We start from the raw sequence: 17,346 nt of genomic DNA, 5'->3' as shown, positions 1-17,346 counted from the left end.
GTCATCGGTCCTTTGTCCAGGTGGGGCACTGCCCCATGACGATGTCGAGGGGTGCTCCGGCGGGCAGCGCATCGCCGTCCGTGGAGAGCCGGACGAGCACCGCTCGGGTGAGGTGGATGTCCGCCCCGGCGAATGAGGACGGCGGCAGCTGCGGGGCGTCGGCCACCGTGGTGACGGTGGCCGTGCGGTCGTCGGCCAGCCAGTCGGCGCGCACGATCGCCCTGGTCCCCGCACAGACGTCGCGCGCGGCGGCGGGTGCCACCCAAGTGGTGATGGTGCTCGGGCCCTCCGGTCGCAGCTCGACCAGGGTCGCTCCGGGGGCCAGCACGTCGCCGACGCTCGCGGCACGGGTGACGGTGCCCGCCTCCGGAGCGGTGACGGTGGCGGAGCGGAGGGCCTCCTCGGACAGTTGCACCGCCACGTCACTGGCATCGGCGGCGAGTCGGGTGAGCTCCGCGGCGTTGTCGAGTTGGTGCTCGGCGTCGGCCAGCCGGGCGTCGGCGTCCACGAGTCGGGAGCGGGCGCTACGGGCCCGGGCCAGCCCGGCGTCCAGCTTGTCCAGCGTGGCCGCCAAGGTGCCAAGAGCCGCCGTCAGGGCGGCTGGAGAGGTCGGGGCAGCCGTGCTGCCACTCGGCTGGAGACCGGACGCCTGACTCCCGTCCGGCGAGCTCGCCGGGTGCTGCACGGGTGTCGGTCCCGCCGTGGCCGCTGCTGCCTGACCCCCTACCCTCGCCCGGGTGGCGGCTTGCTGGGCCAGCAGGGCCTGCTGGGCAGCGACCATCGCGCGGAAGCGGGTCAGCTGCTGGGCCAATCTGTCGCGGCTGGCAGTCAGCTCCCGGATCGTCGCATCCAGGGTCGCTCGTCGAGTTGCCAGATCATCGCGGGTCACCGCGGCATCGTTACGGCGTGACTCGAGCATGGTGATCCGGGACCGGGCCACCGCCGCATCGGACCGCGCGAGCGCCAGGGACGCCGCCGGGAGGGCGTCGTCGAGGCGGGCCACGGTGTCGCCGGCCGCCACCCTGTCACCGGTGCTGACGACCTGCACGACGCGCACCGGCGTGACCGTTGCGCCCGCGCTCGTCCCGATGGCGGTGCCGGAGGCGGAGTCAGCGGAGGGGCTCGCTGCGGTGGTCGGGGCGGTCGATCCTGTCGACGGACCGGCGCCCGCCGAGGGGATGGTGGGGGCGCCCGCCCGCACGGGGGGAAGCGCGGGTGCGACGACGCTCACCACGCCCACCTCGACGGTCCCCGCCAAGGTGGGGGCGGGCGACGTGCACGCCGCCAGGAGGGGCGCCAGCGCTCCCACCAGCCCCGCGCGTACGCCCGTCCTGACCACGGGACAAGCGTCCTCGCGGCCGGAGGTCTCCGCAAGGGGAACGCTGATTTCGGATGGGACACTGGATCCATGACGATGCGCGATCGTGATGCCTCCGGACGACCGGTGAACGCCCGTCCGAGGGACGCCCTCGGCCGCCCCCTCGCGCGAGGCCTCGAGGATGTCGCCGAGCGGGTGCCGCAGCGGACGCGTACGCCGTTCGAGGCCCTCGAGGACGCCCAGGACTACCTGGACCGGGGCCTGCCCTTCCAGGCCCACGAGGTGCTCGAGGACCAGTGGAAAGCGGCCGACGACCCCTGGCGCGGATTGTGGCAGGGGCTGGCGCAACTCGCCGTGGCCCTCACCCATCAACGGCGCGGGAACCTGCGTGGCGCGCGGTCGGTGGCCTCCCGGGCCGCCCAGCGCCTCGAGCCGTACGCGTCGATGGCGCCGTACGGGATCGACGTCACCGCACTCGTGAGCTGGTCCCACGCGCTGGTCGCCGATCCGGACGGCGACGTGCCGGTCCCACGGATCCGCGACTGACCACGTCGATGGAGTGGCGGAGCGGGAAGGCCCTTTTACGGCATGGTCCTCGCTGCACCAGCGGGCCCGACGACGGTCGGCCCGTGGCCCGACCAGAGCGTGTGACCGGCTGCCACCCATCCGAGACCGACGACCACGGCGCTGAGGCTGACGGCGATCCACAGCGACCGGAGGACCAGCAGGCTCAGCAGGCTGCAGACCAGGTACAGCGGCACACCGACGGCCAACAGGACTCCCACCCTGCGCGGAAAGACGTGCGAGCGCTCGACCGCGATGCCGAGTATGACGAAGCCCGGGACGAAGGTCGCGACGAACAACGCGTTCATGATGGCCACCGGTGGATAGGCGTTCACCTCCTGCAGGAGCCGTGGGTCGGCTCGTGCCAGTACCGGCGCCGTGAATCCGTAATCGTTCGACACGGCGAAGAGGACGGCTCCGAGGAAGGCCAGCAGGAAACCGGTCAGACCCAGCCGTCCTGACCGGCCGGAGCAGGTGACGTACAGGCCCGGCAGCCCCAGCAAGAGGAACGCCAGGCTGAAGGTGGACAACCAGTGCCCGGCAATCAGGCGGGATGACTGGGACAGGATCGTCTGGGGCGTTTCCGTGGAGGGGTGGACAACCGTGGCCAGCACGAACAGGACACCGGCCATGATCCAGGCGAACCCACTCCAGCGGATCAATGATCGTGCAGACATCTCGCTCCCCTGTGCTCATGGATTCCCGCTCGGGGCGTGCCGGCGGATCGTGCGCCTCCGGAGGCCGTGGGCGGAACCGGGCATGACCATTCACCGATCGGCCGGGTCCCGCCCGTCGGGCCCCTGAGGTGGGGAAACCCTCCCTCAGGCGGTCATCACCACCTTGAGCGCCTTCGTCCGCGCCGCGTTGCCGAAGGTCTCGTACGCCTCGTCGATCTCCGCCAGGGAGAACCGGTGCGTGGCCAGCTTGTCGACCGGGAGCTTGCCCTCGGCGATCATCTTCAGGAGCATGTCGCCGGTCACCGCGTTCACCAGGCCCATGGAGATGCGGATGTTGTCGATCCACTTGTCCTGGATCGGCAGCTCGACAGATTTGCCGTGCACACCGACGTTGGCGACCTGGCCGCCGGGCCGGACGACCGACAGAGCGGCCGCGAAGGTGGCCGGGAGGCCGACCGCCTCGATCGCCACGTCCACCCCGAGTCCGTCGGTCAGCGCCCGCACCTGGTCGGCCCAGTCGGGAGACCCGGAGTTGACGGTGTGGGTGGCGCCGAACTCACGACCGGCCAGCTCCAGGCGGTTGTCGTCCAGGTCGACGGCGATCACCCGGGAGGCTCCGTGCAGGCCCGCGGTCATGATGGCCGACAGCCCCACCGGGCCCGTACCGATGACCGCGACCACGTCGCCCGGCTTGACCCCGCCGTCGCGGACACCGATCTCGTAGCCCGTGGGGACGATGTCGGAGACGAAGAGTGCCTGCTCGTCGCTGACGCCTTCGGGCAGGTGGTAGAGCGAGGTGTCCGCGAAGGGGATCCGGACGTACTCGGCCTGGGTGCCGTCGATCAGGTGCCCGAGGATCCACCCGATCCCCCCGACGGTCTGGCAGTGGCTGGGCAGGCCCTTGCGGCAGTAACTGCAGGTCCCGCAGCTGGTGATGCAGGAGATGATGACGCGGTCACCGACGGCGAAGTTGCCGACGGCGGTGCCGACCTCGGTGATCGTTCCGACGCCCTCGTGACCGAGGATGCGGCCGTCGGTGACGGCCGGGACGTCGCCCTTCATGATGTGCAGATCGGTGCCACAGATGGTCGTGGCCTCGACCTTGACGATGCAGTCCGTCGGCTCCTGGATGCTGGGGTCGGGGACGTCCTCCCACGCCTTCACATTCGGACCGTGGTACACCAGAGCCTTCATCGTCCCCGCTCCTTTGCGAGAGACGCCGGCGCCGATCGCCGGCGATGACGTCACTCTAGACCGCGCACCGATACCCCAGGGGGTTATTGGTGAAGCCTGTGGGAAGGTCTCACCGGACTCTCAGGAAGACAGTCCGAGGCTCACTTGCCCTGGCGCTTCTGGATGGCAGCCCACTCGTCCTTGAGCCCGACCGTGCGGTGGAACAGCATCGGCGTCCGCGGGTCGTGGGCGAAGTAGCCCAGACGCTCGAACTGGACCACGGTGCCGGGGACGGTCTCGGCCAGTGCCGCCTCGACCTTGCAGCCGCTCAGCAGTTCCCGGGAATCGGCGTTGAGATCGTCCAGCGGTTCACCGGTCGCCGCGCCGGGTGCCTCGGTGGAGAACAGCCGATCGTAGAGGACGGCCGTCGCGTCAACGGCATGCTGCGCCGAGACCCAGTGCATCGTCGACTTCACCTTGCGGCCGTCCGGGGCGGTACCGCCCCGGGTCTGCGGATCGTACGTGCAGTGCACCTCGACGACGTTGCCCTCGGCGTCCTTCACGACATCGGTGGCGGTGACGAAATAGGCACCCCGGAGCCGCACCTCGCGACCCGGCGACAGCCGGAAGTACTTGGGCGGGGGGACCTCCGCGAAGTCGTCGCGCTCGATGTAGAGCTCGCCGCTGAAGGCCACCTCACGGGAGCCGTCCGCCTCGTTCTCGGGGTTGTTCACCACCGAGAAGTGCTCGACGACGGGGCTGCCGTCCGCGGAGGTCGGCCAGTTCGTGATGACCAGCTTGAGTGGCCGGATGACGGCCATCCGGCGCTGGGCGGTCCGGTTGAGTTCCCTCCGAACGAACGACTCCAGCAACTCGATGCTGGGTCGGCTGTTGGTCCGGTTCACCCCGACGTAGCGGCAGAAATCGCGGATGGCGGCGGCCGGGTAGCCGCGTCGCCGCAGCCCGCTGATAGTGGGCATCCGCGGATCGTCCCAGCCCTCGACCAAGCCCTCGTGCACGAGCTTCGCCAGGCGCCGCTTGGACGTCACCGTGTGGGTGAGCTCGAGGCGGGCGAACTCCAACTGCTTGGGGGTGTCACCGGGCAGCGGCAGCTGCTCGAGGAACCAGTTGTAGAGCGGTCGGTGGGACTCGAACTCCAGGGTGCACAGCGAGTGCGTCACGCCCTCGATCGCGTCGCTCTGGCCGTGGGCCCAGTCGTACGTGGGGTAGATGCACCAGGCGTCGCCGGTCCGGTGGTGGTGGCCGCGACGGATGCGGTACATGATCGGGTCACGCAGCTGCATGTTCTCGTGCTGCATGTCGATCTTCGCCCGCAGCACCCGCGACCCGTCGGCGAACTCCCCCGCACGCATGGCCCGCAGCTTGGCCAGGTTGTCCTCCGGTGCGGTGTCGCGGAAGGGGCTCTCCACGCCGGGCTGTCCGTAGCCGCCGCGCTGCGCGGAGATGGTCTCGCTGTCCTGCTCGTCGACGTAGGCCAGTCCCCGCTCGACCATCAGCTCCGCCCACGCGTACAGCTGCTCGAAGTAGTCCGAGGCGTAGACGATGTCATCGGGGGTGTATCCGAGCCAGCGGATGTCATCGATGATGGACTGGACGAACTCCTCGTCCTCGGTCTCCGGATTGGTGTCGTCGAACCGGAGCTTGCAGGTGCCGCCGAAGTCCTCCGCTACCCCGAAGTCGACGGTGATCGCCTTCGCGTGCCCGATGTGGAGGTAGCCGTTGGGCTCCGGCGGGAAGCGGGTCTGCACCCGGCTGCCGTACGTCCCCTGCTCGTTGTCGCGCCGTACGGTGTCGCGGACGAAATCGCTGGCGGGAACGACGGGCTCGGGGGAGGTCATGGCGGCAAAACTACCATGACGGGCCCGTCCGCCCCCGCCCCCGGGGGCGGCGGCCGGAGCGGCCGAAAGCCCTCTAGGAGGGCGTCCTGCCGCGGATCTCGCGGGTCCTGCCGCGGATCTCGCGGGTCCTGCGGGCCGGCGACGGAGACTGCTGGCGGGGGTGCGGCTCGCGGGCCGGGGGCTTGACCGGGGGCACCGGGGTGCCGGGGCGGCGCCACTCGGCCAGGCCCGCCTCGACGAGTGTGGTGCAGATGGTCTGCACGGTGATCTCGCGTCCGGTCCGACCGTCCGGCAACGTGGTGCCGTTCGACAGGTAACTGCCGCGCCCGAGGTGCTTCAGTGGTCCGATGCTGCGGACGGTGACCCGGCCCTCGGCAACAGCACGGTTCCACGAACTCTGCCGATTGACGGACCAGCGTCCGGGGAAGACCACGGCCGCCACGCCCTGTACCCAGTCCCGGCTGCCCTTGAAGTGCCACAGGTGGGTGAGCTTGTCGAGGCCGGGGTCGGCATCCATGAAGCCGCCGACCGACAGCAGGTGCACCGGTGCCCCTGTGGCGGCGAGGTACCAGCTCGCACCGAGCGCGATCTGCGCACCGCCGCTCCATGACAGCAGCACGATCGGGCGCTTGTCGGCGGGGTGGTAGCCGGCGTCGAGCAGCTCGTCCCAGATCACGTTCGCGATTCCCAGCGAGTACAGCGGGCCGTACCGGCGGTCGAGCGAGACGCCCACCTGCAGCGCGTTGCGCGCGTTGATGATGATCCGGGCCAGGGGCGCCATCGGGCCCCCGTCGGTGTGGCGCTGGACGATCCGCCACCACCAACTGCTGAGCCGCGCCTCCAACAGCCCCTGGTTCGTCATCGAGTAGGGATAGATCTGGCTCACCAGGCCGATCCCGCTGAGCCTGGCCCTGACCGCGTCGAGGAGTGGGCGTTCCCCCGCGAGGCTCGCCTCCGGTTCGAAGGCGCCCACGCCGGAGATGTAGACGATGTAACTCGTCCGCGAGTCCTTGCCGCCCCGCTCCGCGGCGATCAGGTCATGGACGCGCTCCGCGCGGCGCTCCGCCTCGGCACGACTCTGGGTGGCCCACCAGCGCATCGACTCGGTCGGGGCCAGCACCGCGAAGAACAGCAGCAGCATCAGACCGCCCAGCAGCGCGTACCCGATCATGGGCGCTCGCCGTTCCGGCGTCGGTGTGGCTCGGCGAGCCAGTCGCTCCCGCCGAGACTGGCCTCGCTGCCCTCGATGCTCGCCTGGTCCAGTACATAGCGGGCCGAGTCGTACAGCGGCCGTCCGGTGGCGCGTCGCCAGATATGGTCGCGGGCCCGGGCGAGGAGGGGGAGGTAGATCCCGGACAGCAGCCATACGACAAGGAACGCGCCGAGGGCGATGCCGCCACTGTGCAGCAGGGTCGTCGCGTAGAGGTCGCGGATGATGCTCCACAGGATCAGCAAGGACCAGAGGGTCAGCGCCCGGTCGATCGCTGAGCCGAGCACGGGGATGGCGATGGCGAAGCCGAGCACGAGCGGTGAGCAGGCCCACAGGACGGCCCAGGCGACCTGCTCGGCCGGCACCTGGACGCGGATCAGGAGGGTGCCGGCCACCCAGACCAGCAGGCCGAGGACGGCATAGGTCAGGACGAGGGTGACGAAGTTGAGGATCATCACGAAGACCAGGCCGCCACGCCGCATCCGATTCACCGCGAGCACGACCGAGCGTCCCACCAGGATCGAGGCGCACGCCCCGACGGCGACCAGGATCGCCGCGGTGTGGCCCACGGGTCCTGCGGAGGCCTGGGCGAGGTCGAGGTGCAGGCGGAGCGCCTCGAGCCAGCCCGCCGTGGTGTGGGAGAGGATCGCGGTCAGCGTCTCGATGGCCGTCCCCTTGTCTCCCGCCGTTCCGTACGCCCGCCACGGGCGACACCTTTGTATCGTACTGACCGGTCGGTCGTACCGAACCGGGGTGGTGGCCGACAGCAGTGGTCGGCTCCAGCGCGGTCGGCTCCCCCACGTCGACTCCCGAGGACGAGCGGCCACGGGTGCGTGCCAACAGATGGTGCCGGCTGCCCGACGGCCCGGTGACCGGGCAGACTAACGACATGCGCCCCTTCCTCCTGCTGGCCACCCGGGCCGAGGATGCCATCGCCGACGACGAGTTCGCGGCCGTCGTCCGTCATGGCGGGCTCCAGCCCGGCCAGGTCGTCCGGCTGCGGGTCGACCGGGAACCCATCGGTGAGCTCGACCTGGATGCCTGGTCGGGGATCCTGCTGGGCGGCAGCCCGTTCAACTCCTCCGATCCGGTCGAGACCAAATCCGCGGTGCAGCTGGAGGTGGAAGCCGAGCTGGCCCGGGTCCTCGACCTGGTCGTCGAGCAGGACTTCCCCTTCCTCGGCGCCTGCTACGGGATCGGAACGCTCGGCACCCACGAGGGCGCGGTGGTGGATCGTACGTTCGCCGAGCCGGTGGGGCCGGTCAGTGTCGAACTCACCCTGGCCGGACGCAAGGATCCCCTCTGCGCCGGGCTCCCGACCCGGTTCGACGCCTTCGTCGGGCACAAGGAGGCTGTCAGGGAGCTCCCTTCCGGTGCGGTCCTGCTGGCCACCTCGGATCCCTGCCCGGTGCAGATGTTCCGGATCAAGAAGAACCTGTACGCGACGCAGTTCCACCCCGAGCTGGACGCGGACGGTCTGTCGCGTCGGATCGAGGAGTACAAGCACCACGGCTACTTCGCACCGCACGAGACGGAGGAGCTGAAAGCCGTCGCACGCCGCTCGGCGGTCCCGCACCCCCCACGGCTGCTCCGCAACTTCTTCCGGCTCTACGCCCGGGACTGAGGCTCGCAGCCTCGCCCTGCTGCGGACGTGGCGCAACGGGCGGATCACCAGGGGCGGCGCCGGCCCGATTCGGCGAGGTAGGCCTCCAGGCGACCGGCGTACGGGGAGAGGTCGGGCCCGACGAAGGCGCCCGGGGGACATCGCGCTGCACCAGCGCCCACGCGGTGCCCCGAACCTTCGCCTCGGCCGCCTCCAGCGACCGGACCGCCTCGACCAAGGCTCGGTGGTTCTCGTTCTCCTCGACCAGGGCCCGCCGTCCCACGGTCAATGCCTCCTGGGCGACCACGTCCCCGACCGTCGGCCAATAGGCACGCCGCCAGCGTTCCCCACGCGACACCGGCCGGAACTCGCGTTCGAAACGCCCCAGGCACGCGGTGACATGCTCGACCGCCTCGTCGCTGCGCTCCACCAGTTGGTGGAGGTAGGCCGGTGAGACCTGCTGGCCGAGATCGTCCATCGCCGCCAGCAGCCGGATGCCCTCAGGACTCGCGCCCGCCGTGAGGCCGGGCGTGACGCCGAACGTGCCCAGCAGGTCGCGCGCGACCGATCCCAGCCGGGAGCCCACGCTCCCGGCGATGGACTTCGCGTCGACAGCGAAGGACGAGAGGCCAGGCACCTTGCCGAGGAATCGATCGATGGCCTGGCTCGTCGCCGTGGCGATGGCGTTGCTGTCGTACGGCGCCGACTCGAGCGCTCCGGCGATCAGCGGATGGCCGGGGAGCGCCTTTCCGGACAGGCCGGTGAGGAGACCCTCGGAAACACCCGAGGCCAGGGCACGCGAGTTGCCTCCGCGAGCCTGCTCACACGCCTGCACCGCCGAGGCGCGAGCGGCGCGAGCAGTGAGCAGCAGTTCCTGCTGGCGCCTGGCATCCTCGCGGTGGGCCGGCGGGAGGGCGACCATCGTTTCCTGGACGGTGAGCACCGCCTCGTCGCGCGAGGTCACCGTACGGGCGGCGATCGCCCGCACGTGGGGGGACTCCGTCAGTTCCCGGGCGTCCCAGAGCACCTGGGCCGCCGTCGTGGTGCGCTCCCCCAGCGGCAGCGAGCGGCGGGCCGCCGCAGTGACCCGGGCCCGATGCACCACCATGGTGATCCAGGAGACGGCGCCGATCACGAGAACGGCCGCCAGCACGGCGAGGATGACCAGCGTGATGTCCACATGTCCTCCGATAGCGGGCGATGGTCCCTGAGCCAAGGGTAGGTGGCCCCGGCGTCAGTCCTGGGACTCGATCCCGACCAGGTCGCAGACGAAGACGAGGCTCTCGCCGGGGCGGATCTCGGGGCCGGCGCCGCGGTCGCCGTAGGCGAGGAAGGCGGGGATGACCAGTCGGCGGCGCCCGCCGACCCGCATTCCCTTCACCCCATGTCCCAACCACGGATCACCTGGCGACCACCGAGGGTGAACGAGAGTGGCTCGCCCCGCTCCCAGGAGGAGTCGAACTCATGTCCGGTGCTGAGGGCGACGCCGACGTAGTGGACCCGGACAGTGTCCCCCTTCGCGGCGACGGGCCCCTCGCCCACGGTCAGGTCCTTGATCTCGAGATTGACCGGGGGACGGCCCTGCGGGAGCTCGACGGCGGGCTTCTCGTTGTTCATCTCAGCCATGACCCGACCCTAGCGGTGGTGGGCGGCCCAACTCACGACGGGCATACTGGGGAGACACTCCCAGGAGGTCACCGGCGCATGCTGCACCAGATCACCGAGTTCATCCTCGGCGCGACGACATCCGTCTGGGCCTACCTGCTGCTGGTCGTGCTGATCCTCGGCGACGCGCTGGTCCCGGTGGTCCCCAGCGAGTCGATCGTGATCTCGATGGCGTCCCTGCTCGTGCATGCGCACCCCTGGCTGCTGGTCGTGCTCCTCCTGGTCACGGCCCTCTCGGCCTGGTGCGGGGACAACATCGCCTACTCGATCGGCCGATCGCGCTGGCTCGCGGGTAGTGCACTGTGGCGCCGGCCGAGGCTCGCCCGCGCCGTCAACTGGGCCCGCGCCGAACTCTTCCGGCGAGGAGCCACCTTCATCATCGTCGGGCGGTTCATCCCTGGGGTGCGGATCGCCATCAACCTCGTCTGTGGCGTGGTCGGTTACTCCCGACGCCGCTACATGGAGGTCGTGGTCGTGAGTTCCTCCCTGTGGGCGCTCTACTGTGTGCTGGTCGGTGCGCTGGCCGGAGCATGGTTCAAGAGCAACCCGCTGATCGGCATCGTGGTCGCCATCGGCGCCGGCATGGTCCTCGGGCCTCTCGTCGACTGGCTGCTGCGCCGTACGATCCTGCGCGGCCCCGTGGCCTCCGCCGAGGAGACACCCGACGCGCCCGAAGGCTCGCAGATGCCCTGATCGCTGGCCTCGAGGCCGGCGCTCAGAGCATCTTCTCGAGGGTGTTCAGGTTGCGACTCGTGGTGGTGGCGCGGAAGCGCCGTTGGCCGAGCACCTTGGCGAAGGGCGTCGTGAGGGTCGATCCCTTGGGGCAGGACCAGTAGACGACCCGGGTGCCGCCGGCCACCCGCTCCGTGTCCCCGCCCGATTCGTGGGCGGCCGTCAGCGCCAGGTCGACGAGGTCCGCGGCCACCTGGTCGCTGGCACAGAGGACCGCATAGCGGTGGTGGTCCTCGCTGGGCGGGAACGGGTAGCCGGACACGACGGCGTCCAGCTCCGTGCGTGGGAGCAGCAGGACGTGGGCCTCGTAGGAGAAGGTGGACGTCAGGGCCTCCTCGATCGTCGGCCACAGGTTCCGTAGTGGCTCACCCGAGCTGAAGGTCACATTGCCCGTCTGCTGGTAGGTCCGGACATTCTCCAGACCGATGTCCGCCAGGCAGTCCTTGAGAGCCGCCATCGGCACCCGGATCCCACCCACATTGATGCCCCGCAGGAACATCGCGTAGTCCATCCCTCGACCTCCTGGCTCGTCCTGGCGTCAGCTGCGTACGCGCACCGGATCCGGCTCGGCGACGGGGGCCGAGGAGTGCGCGGGGCGGGTGTCACCGCGAAAGACGATCCAGCGCATGCCGATGTAGGTCCAGATGCCCTCACAGACCGCGGCGATCAGCCGAGCCAGTTGGAACTGGACGCCGAGCAGCTCCAGCCCGGTGCCGACCCCTTGGAGGAGGACGAAGTAGTTGATCAGCACCACGAAGGCGTAGCGGACGGTCTGGGGACCGACCGGAGCGCGGGAGTGGAAGTTGAGCCACCGGTTGAGCAGGTAGGACAGGACGAGAGCGGTGCCGTAGCCGACCGTCGTCGACACCGGATAGGGCGCGTGGAAGACGCGGAAGAACAGCGTCAGTACGGACATGTCGACCAGGAAGCAGAACAGGTTCAGGATCGCGTAGCCGATGAGATCCGGCGGGATGATGTGGCTGAGCCGGCCCGGAAGGCGGGTCCACAGCCCGTGGCGCATCGCCAGGAAACGGTCGGCGGCGGTACGACGGGACGTCGCGGACGGATCGGGCTCGGGAGTGACCTGCACAGGAGTAGCCTACGCGCTGCCCCGCGGAACCGCGCCCCGCACGTTCCGGACACCAGCGACGCCCCGGGGTCCCTCAGAGAGGGTCCGGGGCCTCGCGCCACGTGCGACCAGCGAGGGCTTGGTCAGGACAGCTCGAGCCGGCGCCCCATGTCGGACATGAAGAGTCCGTTCGGATCGACGCGGCGGCGGGTGGCGATCCACTGGTCGATCCCGGGGTACATCCGGTGGAAGTTCTCGGCGCTGGTCCGGGAGTCCTTGGCCGTGTAGAGGCGCCCACCGAACTCCAGCACCCGGGCGTCGAGGTTGTTGAGGAACGTGTCCAGGCCACGACGGATCGGGAAGTCGACGCAGACGTTCCAGCCGGACATGGGGTAGCTCAGCGGTGCCCGGTTGCCCTCGCCGAAGAGCTTGAACACGTTGAGGAAGGAGTAGTGGCCTGACCGCTGGATGTCGCCGATGATGCTCTTGAACTCCTCGACGGCGGCCGGCGGGACCACGAACTGGTACTGCAGGAAGCCCTCGGTGCCGTACGCCCGGTTCCACTCCCCGAACAGGTCAAGCGGATGGTAGAACTGCGTGAGGTTCTGCACCTTCCCGGTGTAGTTCCCGCTCTTCAGGTACCAAGCGGTGCCCAGCGCGGAGAAGGTGTACTTGTTCGCCAACCCGTTCGGGAAGACGTCGGGCAGGGTCACCAGCGTCGGTGCGTCGAAGGCCAGGGGGTCCTTGCGCAGCTTCTCGGGCAGCTCGTCGAGCTTCGCCAGCGAGCCGCGGGAGATAGCCGCCCGCCCCAGCTTGGGCGGGCCGCTGATCGCGTCGAACCAGGCGCTCGAGTATTCGTACTTCGACTCGGAGCCGTCGGAATGCACCGCGATGGTCTCGTCCAGGTCATGGGTGACGACACCGTCGGCGATGAAGTAGGCCGTCTCCGTACGCGTCATTGACAGGCGGACGCGTAGGATGATGCCGGTGAGCCCGATCCCTCCGATCGTCGCCCAGAAGATCGAGGCGTCCGGGTCGTCAGGGGTGCCGTCCGGGGTGAGCTCGAGGACCCGTCCGTCCGCCACCAACAGCTGCATCCACCGGACATGGTCGCCGAAGGAGCCGGCACTGTGGTGGTTCTTGCCGTGCACGTCGTTGCCGATCGCGCCCCCCACGGTGACCTGACGTGTGCCGGGCAGCACCGAGACCCACAGGCCGTGCGGCAGGGCTGCCTTCATCAGGGCGTCCAGGCTCACGCCGGCGTCGACGTCGACCATCGCCGTGTCGGGGTCGATCGAGTGGATCGTGGTCAGGCCGGTCATGTCGATGACGACGCCACCGGCATTCTGGGCGACGTCACCGTACGAACGTCCCAGGCCGCGGGCCAGTAGGCCACGTCCCCCAGTTGCCTGGCGATCCGCGGCGTCCCGGACCGCCTCGATGACGGACTCGGCGTCGCGCGGATGCAGGACGTCGGCACGGGTCGGGGCGGTGCGGCCCCACCCGGACAGGAGCTCGGAGGTGGTCGGGACGCTGGGGCTGACTGAGGTGCTCATCGTGGCCCAGCCTACGACCATGACGCGCTGTCATCGCTCCCGCCCCCGTGACGAACCACCCGGCGCGTGACCCTGAGGAGGGGATGACGCTCCCTGGGCGGTCACTCCCCCTGCGGGGGCTCCTCACCGTTGTGCGGGGGCTCGCCATCGTTGTGCGGGGGCTCGCCATCGCCCGCGGGCCGGTCCAGACTGCGGAGGAACTTCTCCGCTTCGGCGGCGATCTCGTCGGCGCTGGGCAGATCGGCCGGCTCCGGGGCGGCGGCCTCGAGGCGGTTCTCCGTCATGAACCGGTCGTACTGGTGCTCCAGCTCGGCGACCATCTCGCGCGTCTCTTCGGAAGAGGCCACCTGCTCGTCGATCTCGGCCCGGACCGCGGAGCGGACGAGCTCGAGGGGAGAAGTGGGCAGGGCGACGTCGCTGGTCCGCTGCAGCTGCTCGATGACCGCCAACGCCGCATCCGGGTAGTCGCCCGGCGCCAGGTAGTGGGGCACGTGGGCCGCCAGACCGACCACGTCATGACCGGCGTCGCCCAGTCGGAGGGCGAGCATCGCGGGGAAGGAGGCGTGCATCCGGACGGTGCCGAAGAGTGGCCGGTTGCCCGGGATCAGCTCGGGGCGGGAGGCCCACCGCGTGACGTAGACAGGCCTGGTGTGAGGGGTGGACATCGGAATGCCCTGCACAAAGACAGTGGTTCGCACGGCGTGGTCGTCGACCAGGCGCTCGATGGTGGCGGCGAGCTCCTCCCAACGGAAGTCCGGTTCGGGCCCCGGAGCAACAGGAACGGCACCCCGTTGATGTCCGTGGCCTGGAGCAGTGTCAGCTGTGGCGGCTCGTAGTCGGTGAAACGATCACCGGCGAAGGTGATGCCCGGGCGCTCGGCCCGGTGATCAACCAGGACGTCCGCGTCGAAGGCGCCGACCCGGTGACTCTCCAGACCCTCCAGGACCTGGTGGTCCACCAGCCGCTGGGTGTGGCCGGCATCGACGAACCCCCCGAGCGTGACCACGAGCGTGGCTGCCCGCACTCGGCGTGGATCGATGTGGGATTCGTACGTGAAAAGCGGCGTGGACTGCGACACGGTGGCCTTCCCTGGAGTGAGACGACGAAATCACCAGCACAACGCCGCCGACCGGCCAATCATTCCGGCTCCCGTCGCTCCCCGACCGACCACCGGCGAGCCGACAGACACATTTGCTCAGCTCTACCTTTCGCCCGTGCAAAGGTGCTGAATGACGCGCACCTTTGCACGGGCGGGGGTGCTCACTCCACAGAGGTCTCCACACCTGGGTTCCCAGGGTCTCCACACCTGGGTCCCCAGGGGGTCTCCACGCCTGGGTTGCCGTGCAGTACCCGTGAACCCACCCGGGCTTGCCCGGGCCAGCACCCGGGTCAATGCCGAGGTTGGTCCGGATCGTTCCCCCAGGCGGAATAGTGATCCGAATCACAGTCGTAATCGGACTAGCTTCGGCCCAACAGGTCGCCTCGGACCCGGGCTCACCCGCCCGTGCCAGGGCACGACCTCCGCCAGCATCACAAAGGAGTCAGCATGGCAATCCTGCGCATGGGCTACGCACACGTCAGGGTCACCGACCTGGCGGAAGCCCGTCAGCACTACACGCAGACGATGGGCCTGAACGAGGTCGCCGCCGACGGCAACAAGGTCTACTTCAGGGGCTGGGACGAATGGGACCACCATTCCGTCGTCCTCGAGGAGGGCGGCGTCGGCCTGGTGAAGTTCGGTTGGAAGGCCCAGTACGCCGAGGACCTCGACCAGATCGAGAACCGGGCCCGCACCTTCGGTCTCCAGACCGAACGCTTCAGTAAGGGCGAGAACCTCGAGGTCGGCGACGGCGTGCGCCTGCACACCCCGTCGGGCCACGTCTTCGAGGTCTACCACGACATCACCTCCGGCCAGGTCGACGTCGGCAACGTCAACCCCGAGGCCTTCCCGCGCGACCTGCGCGGCGTCGGCGCTCCGGCCCTCGACCATGCCCTCATCACCACCCCGGACGTGGCGCTGATGGAGCGGATGATGAAGGACGTCTTCGGCTTCTGGACCGCCGAGCAGGTCGCCACCTCGCTCGACGACGACGCGCACAAGATCGGCTGCTGGATGACCGGGTCCAACCAGATCCACCAGCTCGCCTTCATCGAGGGTCCCCAGTCCAAGCTGCACCACTTCGCCTTCCGACTCGAGGAAGGCTGGGAGGTCACCCGCGCCGCCGACCTGTTCGCCATGGACGACGTGCCGATCGACGTCGGCCCGACCCGCCACGGCATCACCCGTGGCAAGACCGTCTACTTCTTCGACCCGTCGGGCAACCGCAACGAGGTCTTCGCCGGCGGCTACCTGTCCTTCGCCGACCGCCCGACGGTCACCTGGACGGTGGACCAGCTGGGCAAGGGCATCTTCTACCACGCCCGCGAGCTGAACGAGCGGTTCACCACCGTTCTGACCTAGTCCCACCAGTCCGTCCCGGCACGTCCTGGGACCTACCAGGCCTGCCGGCGTGCGTCGACTGGGGACGTACGCCGGCGCGGCGCATCTCGCTCCCTGAGCGCGCCGAGAACGGAAAGGGCGGCGGACCTCACGGTCCGCCGCCCTTTCCGCCGTTCTCTGTCCTGCCGACGCACTCCCCGCCGCCGCGCCGCGTCGGCGGGGTGCGGTGTCACTTCCAGTCGATGCCGGCGACCTCGTGCCGACGCTGGTACTCCTCGACCTTGTCGAGGTGGTGGTACGCATCCACGTAGCGGATGGTGCCGGAGGCCGAGCGCATGACGATCGAGTGGGTACGGGCGCCCCCGTCGGGCAGGTAGGTGACTCCCTCGACCAGGTCTCCGGGGGTGATGCCGGTGGCCACGAACAGGGTGTGGTCGCTGGTCACCAGATCGTTGGTGTCCAGGACCTTGTCCAGGTCGTGCCCGGCGTCCAGGGTGCGCTGGCGCTCCTCGTCGGAGGTGGGCCACAGCCTCGCGAGGATCCGCCCGCCCAGGGCCTTCATCGCACACGCGGTGACGACGCCCTCGGGGCTGCCGCCGATGCCGGCCATCATGTCGAGACGCGGCATGTCGGGGTGGGCCGCCATCACGGCGGCGGCCACATCGCCGTCGGTGAAGAGCCTGGTCGCTGCTCCCGCTTCGCGGATCGCCGCGATCAGGTCCTGGTGGCGGTCACGGTTGAGTACGCCGACGGTGATCTGGTCGACCGTCTTCCCCTTGGCCGCCGCGACATTGCGGATGTTCTCCCCGATCGGGGCCTCGAGGTCGATGACGTCGGCCGCATCCGCCCCGACGGCGAGCTTCTCCATGTAGAAGCACTCCTTCGGGTTGTACATCGACCCGCCCTCCGCGCCGGCGAGCAGCGCGATGGAGTTCCGCATGCCCCAGGCGAGCAGCCGGGTGCCATCCACGGGGTCGACCGCGATGTCCATCGCCGGGCCGTCGCCGTTGCCGACCTTCTCGCCGTTCGCGAGCATCGGTGCCTCGTCCTTCTCACCCTCGCCGATGACGATGGTGCCGTCGATACGGACGTGGGACAGCACCTCACGCATGGCGCCGACGGCCGCGCCGTCACCGGTCTCCTTCTGGCCCCGACCTGCCCAGCGGGCGGCGGCCAGGGCGGCCGCCTCGGTCGCCCGCATCAGGTCGAGTCCGAGGTTGTGGTTGGAGAGCATGTATTTCTGGGGCGTCGCGTCCGACACGTGATCCTCCTGGCGTGGGCGAGTGGTGCAAGGTCCGTTGCCAGCCTGTCGTGCGAGTGGGTGCAGGCGCCAGCCGAACGGGGAGAATTGCTTCCCTGCGGAACAAGAGCGCCTGACCCCTCGACAGGATTTCAGGGTTGAGACTAAATTCGACCTCATGAAGGATGTGGACTTCAGTCGCGTGTTTGCCATCACGGCGGACCAGCGACACAGCCGACG

At 69.5% G+C, this 17,346-nt stretch carries 14 protein-coding genes and 2 pseudogenes; 4 read left to right on the top strand and 12 right to left on the bottom strand.

Features of this window, described 5'->3' with window-relative positions:
- Position 1: 1 nt before the first annotated feature.
- Positions 2-1,339: an HlyD family secretion protein gene (locus Rai3103_RS17070; RefSeq protein WP_194793165.1), complete on the bottom strand. Its 1,338-nt coding sequence runs from the start codon at positions 1,337-1,339 to the stop codon at positions 2-4.
- A 69-nt stretch (positions 1,340-1,408) separates the two neighbouring features.
- Between Rai3103_RS17070 and Rai3103_RS14600 the strand changes: the two genes are divergently transcribed.
- Positions 1,409-1,864, top strand: a complete 456-nt coding sequence (locus Rai3103_RS14600) for a DUF309 domain-containing protein (RefSeq protein ID WP_194793164.1) — start codon at positions 1,409-1,411, stop codon at positions 1,862-1,864.
- Positions 1,865-1,899: 35 nt separating this feature from the next.
- On the opposite strand, the gene Rai3103_RS14595 is transcribed toward Rai3103_RS14600, so the two are convergent.
- The 5 genes from Rai3103_RS14595 to Rai3103_RS14575 all read right to left on the bottom strand — a co-directional run bounded on the left by Rai3103_RS14595 (position 1,900) and on the right by Rai3103_RS14575 (position 7,370).
- Positions 1,900-2,559, bottom strand: a complete 660-nt coding sequence (locus Rai3103_RS14595) for a hypothetical protein (protein WP_153573187.1) — start codon at positions 2,557-2,559, stop codon at positions 1,900-1,902.
- Positions 2,560-2,703: 144 nt separating this feature from the next.
- Positions 2,704-3,753: a zinc-dependent alcohol dehydrogenase family protein gene (locus Rai3103_RS14590; protein ID WP_153573186.1), complete on the bottom strand. Its 1,050-nt coding sequence runs from the start codon at positions 3,751-3,753 to the stop codon at positions 2,704-2,706.
- 140 nt (positions 3,754-3,893) lie between these two features.
- Positions 3,894-5,591, bottom strand: a complete 1,698-nt coding sequence (locus Rai3103_RS14585; RefSeq protein WP_153573185.1) for a glutamine--tRNA ligase/YqeY domain fusion protein — start codon at positions 5,589-5,591, stop codon at positions 3,894-3,896.
- A 73-nt stretch (positions 5,592-5,664) separates the two neighbouring features.
- The gene (locus Rai3103_RS14580; protein ID WP_153573184.1) at positions 5,665-6,762 is read right to left on the bottom strand and encodes a hypothetical protein; all 1,098 of its coding nucleotides are present in this window, start codon (positions 6,760-6,762) and stop codon (positions 5,665-5,667) included.
- On the bottom strand, positions 6,759-7,370 hold the full coding sequence (locus tag Rai3103_RS14575; RefSeq protein ID WP_153573183.1) for a hypothetical protein: 612 nt from the start codon (positions 7,368-7,370) through the stop codon (positions 6,759-6,761). The genes Rai3103_RS14580 and Rai3103_RS14575 overlap by 4 nt, the downstream gene beginning before the upstream one ends.
- A gap of 260 nt (positions 7,371-7,630) precedes the next feature.
- Here Rai3103_RS14575 and Rai3103_RS14570 point away from each other — a divergent pair, with 260 nt between their 5' ends.
- Complete coding sequence (locus Rai3103_RS14570) at positions 7,631-8,425, top strand: glutamine amidotransferase (RefSeq protein WP_228488952.1); 795 nt, start codon at positions 7,631-7,633, stop codon at positions 8,423-8,425.
- 1,213 nt (positions 8,426-9,638) lie between these two features.
- Here Rai3103_RS14570 and Rai3103_RS14565 read toward each other — a convergent pair.
- Positions 9,639-10,021 (bottom strand): annotated as a pseudogene (locus tag Rai3103_RS14565) (FKBP-type peptidyl-prolyl cis-trans isomerase).
- Positions 10,022-10,108: 87 nt separating this feature from the next.
- On the opposite strand from Rai3103_RS14565, the gene Rai3103_RS14560 reads away from it, so the two are divergent.
- The gene (locus Rai3103_RS14560) at positions 10,109-10,762 is read left to right on the top strand and encodes a DedA family protein (protein ID WP_153573182.1); all 654 of its coding nucleotides are present in this window, start codon (positions 10,109-10,111) and stop codon (positions 10,760-10,762) included.
- A 22-nt stretch (positions 10,763-10,784) separates the two neighbouring features.
- Here Rai3103_RS14560 and Rai3103_RS14555 read toward each other — a convergent pair whose 3' ends face one another.
- The 4 genes and pseudogenes from Rai3103_RS14555 to Rai3103_RS17990 form a co-directional block, all read right to left on the bottom strand.
- Positions 10,785-11,312: a DUF1697 domain-containing protein gene (locus Rai3103_RS14555; RefSeq protein ID WP_153573181.1), complete on the bottom strand. Its 528-nt coding sequence runs from the start codon at positions 11,310-11,312 to the stop codon at positions 10,785-10,787.
- A gap of 27 nt (positions 11,313-11,339) precedes the next feature.
- Positions 11,340-11,891 (bottom strand): GtrA family protein, encoded by a 552-nt coding sequence (locus tag Rai3103_RS14550; RefSeq protein ID WP_153573180.1) that lies wholly within the window; start codon positions 11,889-11,891, stop codon positions 11,340-11,342.
- A gap of 122 nt (positions 11,892-12,013) precedes the next feature.
- A complete protein-coding gene (locus Rai3103_RS14545) occupies positions 12,014-13,426 on the bottom strand; it encodes a decaprenylphosphoryl-beta-D-ribose oxidase (RefSeq protein WP_153573179.1) in 1,413 nt (470 codons plus the stop codon).
- Between the two features lie 101 nt (positions 13,427-13,527).
- Positions 13,528-14,384, bottom strand: a pseudogene (locus Rai3103_RS17990) (proteasome assembly chaperone family protein).
- Positions 14,385-14,972: 588 nt separating this feature from the next.
- On the opposite strand from Rai3103_RS17990, the gene Rai3103_RS14530 reads away from it, so the two are divergent.
- Positions 14,973-15,887, top strand: a complete 915-nt coding sequence (locus tag Rai3103_RS14530) for a catechol 2,3-dioxygenase (protein WP_153573176.1) — start codon at positions 14,973-14,975, stop codon at positions 15,885-15,887.
- 208 nt (positions 15,888-16,095) lie between these two features.
- Here Rai3103_RS14530 and glpX read toward each other — a convergent pair whose 3' ends face one another.
- On the bottom strand, positions 16,096-17,127 hold the full coding sequence (gene glpX / locus Rai3103_RS14525) for a class II fructose-bisphosphatase (RefSeq protein ID WP_241864240.1): 1,032 nt from the start codon (positions 17,125-17,127) through the stop codon (positions 16,096-16,098).
- Positions 17,128-17,346 lie beyond the last annotated feature (219 nt).

This window comes from Raineyella fluvialis, from assembly GCF_009646095.1.
Classification (GTDB): Bacteria; Actinomycetota; Actinomycetes; order Propionibacteriales; family Propionibacteriaceae; genus Raineyella; species Raineyella fluvialis.
The sequence above is the reverse complement of the archived record's forward strand: the minus strand, read 5'-3'. Positions and strand labels throughout refer to the sequence as shown.

Coding starts and splice junctions, on each gene's coding strand:
- Rai3103_RS14600 (WP_194793164.1), top strand. CDS start 1,409: ATGACGATGCGCGATCGTGATGCCTCCGGACGACCGGTGAACGCCCGT.
- Rai3103_RS14595 (WP_153573187.1), bottom strand. CDS start 2,559: ATGTCTGCACGATCATTGATCCGCTGGAGTGGGTTCGCCTGGATCATG.
- Rai3103_RS14580 (WP_153573184.1), bottom strand. CDS start 6,762: ATGATCGGGTACGCGCTGCTGGGCGGTCTGATGCTGCTGCTGTTCTTC.
- Rai3103_RS14555 (WP_153573181.1), bottom strand. CDS start 11,312: ATGGACTACGCGATGTTCCTGCGGGGCATCAATGTGGGTGGGATCCGG.
- Rai3103_RS14590 (WP_153573186.1), bottom strand. CDS start 3,753: ATGAAGGCTCTGGTGTACCACGGTCCGAATGTGAAGGCGTGGGAGGAC.
- Rai3103_RS14545 (WP_153573179.1), bottom strand. CDS start 13,426: ATGAGCACCTCAGTCAGCCCCAGCGTCCCGACCACCTCCGAGCTCCTG.
- Rai3103_RS14530 (WP_153573176.1), top strand. CDS start 14,973: ATGGCAATCCTGCGCATGGGCTACGCACACGTCAGGGTCACCGACCTG.
- Rai3103_RS14560 (WP_153573182.1), top strand. CDS start 10,109: ATGCTGCACCAGATCACCGAGTTCATCCTCGGCGCGACGACATCCGTC.
- Rai3103_RS14585 (WP_153573185.1), bottom strand. CDS start 5,591: ATGACCTCCCCCGAGCCCGTCGTTCCCGCCAGCGATTTCGTCCGCGAC.